We start from the raw sequence: 4,133 nt of genomic DNA, 5'->3' as shown, positions 1-4,133 counted from the left end.
TTTTTTACCGCCCACCCCGCCTAAGTCGTTGTAGCTCCGTCTCGTGGGCTGGGATATGTGTTTAAGATACTGGTTTCCGGCGTCAACGCCTGCGGCACCAGCGCGAACAAATGGCCGACGGCCGCGCCGACGAACAGCGTGGGCGTGAAGATGCCGCCGATGGCGCCGGATCCGCTGGTGAGCAGCGTCGCCGCGATCTTGCAGACGAGGACCACGAGAACGGCCTGCCATAGCCAGGACTGGTGCAGCAGCGCGTTCACGACGCTGTAGCCGTTGCCCCAGACCTGCGGCACCCAGATGGAGATGGCGCCCACGCCCAGGCCGCCGAGCGCGAGGCGCAGCGGCAGCGGCAGGCCGCTGTTGGCGAACATGCCGCGCGTGCGCTGCAACGCGACCAGGAAGGCCGGCGCGATCAGCCCCGCGAGCACGCCCAGCGCGACGAACCACACGACCTCCAGGTTGGCGATGGGCGCGAACGCGGGCATCTCGTACGTCGGATGATAGCCGGGCAGGCGGCGCATGGTGATGTTGGCGACGACGGCGGCGACCATGATCGGCCCGAGGCTGTTCATGGTGATGGCCCCCAGGATGATCTCGGTGACGAAGAACGCGCTGGCGATGGGCGCGTTGTAGGCCGCGGCGATGCCCGCCGCCGCGCCGCACGCCACGAGCAGGCGCAGACGCTCCGTATTGAAACGGGCGATGCGGCCGACGACGGACGCGCTCATCGCCGCCAGCTGGATCATCGAGCCTTCGCGGCCGATCGAGCCGCCCGACGCGATCGACAGCAGCGACGATACGCTGTTCACGAGCGTAAGCTGCACCGGCACCTTGCCGTCGCCGACGGCCACCACTTCCATGTAGTCCGCACGCGCACCGCCGGCATGGCGGCGCGCCAGCACCAGCACGCAGCCGGCCAGCAGGCCGCCCGCGCTTGGCATCAGCAGGCGTGCCTGCCAGGGCAGTGCGGTCGCGATGTCGACGAACGAGCCGCTGCGGCCGAACAGCAGCGCCTGCAGCAGCGTGAGACCGTCGCGGAAGAGGAGCGTCGCCAGCGCGCCGACGAAGCCGACGAGCGCCGCCCACAGCAGGATGGCATTGGCGCGCAGCAGCAGCGAGAGCCGCGTGCGCAGGCGATCGGGCAAAGGAGCATTCATGACGAGGGGGCGGAGCCCGGCGCGGACCAGGTCGGCAACTATAGCATGCGCGCTGCGTTATGCGATCTGCATTTGAGGGATGTCAACCCGACGCCGACGGTACGACTTAGGATCGCTTCAGCGCCGTGTGCGCATTCCGACCCGGAGGTTCTCATGCCGTATCCACTGCTCCGGCTGGTCCGTCCGCTGCTCATCCTCGTTGCCGTCATCATCATGGCGGCGTCCGGCCATGCATGGGGCCGTGAGCCCCCGTTGCCGAGCGTATCCGCCCCGTACCGTGTCACGGTGTATGCCCATGTTCCCGAGCCCATGAAACTGTCGTTCGCACCGGACGGCTCACTGTATGTCGGGCGCCAGCCGGGACTGCGCATCCATCGTGTCGGACCCGGCGGGCAGCCGGTGACGGAGTTCGGTCCGCCAATGACCGATCCGGACGCCGTGCTCGTCGACGCCGCCACGCACATCGGCGGGCACAAGTTTGCGGTCTTCGTCGGCGGTGGCGGCGTCCTCGCGGCGATCCATGCCGACGAGACGTCATCGGTCCTCTTCGACACCGGCTTCGACGATGTCGACGACATGAAGTTCGACCGTCACCGGCGCCTGGTTTTTTCGGACGACCGGCCACGCGTGTTGAGCACTACCGGAGCCCCGCCGACCGTCCTGTTCGAGACGCCGACACGTCCCGGCAGCATCGCCATCGATACGCGCAACCGGATCTTCGTTGCGCTCGCCGACGGTACGATCCGGATCTACGGCCCGGATGGCCGTCTCGTGGACGATGCTTTCGCCACCGGCCTGGCCGGGCTGGACACCTATCTCGCCTTTCCCGGCATCGCGGGCGCCGCGATGCCGGGGCCGCTGTACGTCCTGAGCGGCACCACGCTGCTACGCTTCACGCCTGGAGGAAAGGCGATGACGATCGGGACTGGCTTCGTGCCCGGCCCGTCGAGCGGGACTGGCTTCGTATTCGGTCCGGACGGCGCCCTGTATGTGTCCGACTACTATGCGAACCGCATTCTGCGGATTTCGCGTCGCGGCCGGCCATAGCGCGGCCGGGTGTCGAAATGCCGTATCCTCGTTCGTCGTCGAGAAGCAGACTCGACTCGACAACGACCGCAAGGAACCGACATGACAACGCAAGACACCGTAAAAGGCCCCGCCTCGTACTTCCCCTCCATCGAAAAGAAGTACGGCAAGCCGATCGCGCACTGGATGCAGGTCCTGGAACAGGCGGGTCCGCGCAAGCACATGGAGCTGGTCGCCCACCTCAAGAACGACCACCAGCTGGGCCACGGTCACGCCAACGCGCTGGTCGCGGCATTCATGGCGAAGGCGTAGCGCAGCCGGCGTCGCCGAACGCGATGCGCACGGCCAGTCCGCGCCCATCGGGGCGGCCGTCGAGCGTGATGCGGGCGCCGTTGCGGGCCGCGGCCCGTTCCGCGATCGCGAGACCCAGGCCGCTGCCCGCCTGGTCCTGACCCGGCACGCGGTAGAAGCGTTCGAACACCCGCGCGCGCAGCGTGGGCGGGATGCCGGGACCCTGGTCCGACACCGTGATGCAGGGGCCGGCGTCGAGGCACACGTCCACGCGCGCGCCGTCCGGTGAATACTTGATCGCGTTGCCGACCACGTTGTCGAGCAGGGCGGCCATGCTTTCGCGGTGCAGCGGCAGGGTGATCGGAGCGGGCGCGTGCAATTCGATGTCGACGCCGCGCTGCAGCGCCAGCGGCGCGGCCACGGCGATGCGTTCGCGCAGCAGCGCGGCCAGGTCCAGGTCCTGCAGCGGCGCGTCCGTCGATTCCTGGCGCGCCCGTTCGAAGGCGAGCAGCTGGTGCACCGCGTGCGTGGCGCGTGCGACCCCTTCGCGCAGGCCGGCACCGGCTTCGGTCTTCTGGGCCGCGTCCGTGGACGCTTCCAGCAGGTGGGCATTGAGCTGCACGACCGACAGCGGCGTCTTGAGCTCGTGCGCGGCGTCGGCGAGGAGTTCTTGTTCGCGCGCGAGCCGTTCGGACAGGCGCCGCATCAGGCGGTTCACCGCATCCACGACCGGGGCCAGTTCGCGATAGGGCGACGCGGGCAGCGGCGCCAGCTCGGCGGCACCGCGCGCCTCGAGGGCCTGCGCCACCTCGCGCAGCGGGCGCAGGCCCACGCGCACGATGAGCCATGCCGGCAGCAGCATGAACGGCAGGCTGTAGACCAGCGGCGAGAGCAGGTAATTGGCGGCCGACGGGGTGAATACCCAGTCGCTGTCGGGCTTTTCGCGTCGCTCCACCGTGATGCCGCGTGTGGCGTCGCGTTCGGTCCAGAGCGCCCACCCGTCGTCCAGCGGCGCGCCCGGCGCCGAATCGTACGCGAGCTGCCGTCCCAGCCAGACGCGGATGCGCGCCTGCGTCGGGTAGCCGAACTCGCGGAACATGTCCAGGCGCAGGTCTTCGATGCGCTGGCCGATGCGCGCCAGCGCCGCCGGGTCGGGTGGCAGCGACTGCATGTTGAGCATGATTTGGCGCGTCCAGGCCCGGTTGACGGCCGCCGTCTGGCGCACTTTGTCGACCTTCACCTGCTTCACGATATGGGCCAGCGCCGCCAGCCAGATGGCGAGCATGACGAGCATGAAGCCGATCAGGAGGCGACGCAGCAGCGACTTCGGCGGCGACATGCTAGCGGTCGCCGTCATGGCGCACCATGTAGCCGACACCGCGCACGGTGCGGATGTAGCCGTCGCCGATCTTCTTGCGCAGGTTCGAGATATGCACGTCCAGCGTCTGGCCCTCGCTGTAGGGCAGCACGCCCTGTTCGAGTTCCGCGCGCGTGACGATGCGGTCCGGGTTGCGCACGAGCGCGTGCAGCAGCGCGAACTCCGTCCGCGACAGGTTCACGGGCGCGCCGCGGCAGGTGGCGCTCATGCTGCGTGCGTCGATGGCGAGGTCGCCGACCTGCCACAGCGCGTCGGCCTGCGCGCGGCCGGCCACGTGCTTC

At 69.0% G+C, this 4,133-nt stretch carries 4 protein-coding genes and 1 pseudogene; 2 read left to right on the top strand and 3 right to left on the bottom strand.

The features are described from left to right. Positions 1-77: 77 nt before the first annotated feature. Positions 78-1,157 (bottom strand): annotated as a pseudogene (locus tag ACEN88_RS25870) (ClcB-like voltage-gated chloride channel protein); the annotation flags it as partial. Positions 1,158-1,310: 153 nt separating this feature from the next. Between ACEN88_RS25870 and ACEN88_RS25865 the strand changes: the two are divergent. Together ACEN88_RS25865 and ACEN88_RS25860 are read left to right on the top strand one after the other, a co-directional pair. Continuing rightward, positions 1,311-2,204: a hypothetical protein gene (locus tag ACEN88_RS25865; protein ID WP_413344279.1), complete on the top strand. Its 894-nt coding sequence runs from the start codon at positions 1,311-1,313 to the stop codon at positions 2,202-2,204. Between the two features lie 81 nt (positions 2,205-2,285). After that, positions 2,286-2,495 (top strand): DUF4287 domain-containing protein, encoded by a 210-nt coding sequence (locus tag ACEN88_RS25860; protein ID WP_413344277.1) that lies wholly within the window; start codon positions 2,286-2,288, stop codon positions 2,493-2,495. Here the strand turns inward: ACEN88_RS25860 and ACEN88_RS25855 are convergent. Then, positions 2,479-3,831 carry an ATP-binding protein gene (locus ACEN88_RS25855; RefSeq protein ID WP_413344275.1) on the bottom strand — a complete coding sequence of 451 codons (1,353 nt, stop codon included), beginning with the start codon at positions 3,829-3,831 and terminating at the stop codon, positions 2,479-2,481. The genes ACEN88_RS25860 and ACEN88_RS25855 overlap by 17 nt on opposite strands. Next, positions 3,815-4,133, bottom strand: a 319-nt coding sequence (locus ACEN88_RS25850; RefSeq protein WP_413344273.1) for a winged helix-turn-helix domain-containing protein, incomplete at its 5' end; no start/stop codon positions are given. The genes ACEN88_RS25855 and ACEN88_RS25850, both read right to left, overlap by 17 nt.

Source organism: Massilia sp. CT11-108 (assembly GCF_047302915.1).
Lineage (GTDB): Bacteria > Pseudomonadota > Gammaproteobacteria > Burkholderiales > Burkholderiaceae_D > Telluria > Telluria orientalis.
The sequence above is the reverse complement of the archived record's forward strand: the minus strand, read 5'-3'. Positions and strand labels throughout refer to the sequence as shown.

Excerpts from the sequence above, each read along its gene's own strand:
- ACEN88_RS25860 (WP_413344277.1), top strand. The coding sequence starts at position 2,286 with ATGACAACGCAAGACACCGTAAAAGGCCCCGCCTCGTACTTCCCCTCC.
- ACEN88_RS25855 (WP_413344275.1), bottom strand. The coding sequence starts at position 3,831 with ATGACGGCGACCGCTAGCATGTCGCCGCCGAAGTCGCTGCTGCGTCGC.
- ACEN88_RS25865 (WP_413344279.1), top strand. The coding sequence starts at position 1,311 with ATGCCGTATCCACTGCTCCGGCTGGTCCGTCCGCTGCTCATCCTCGTT.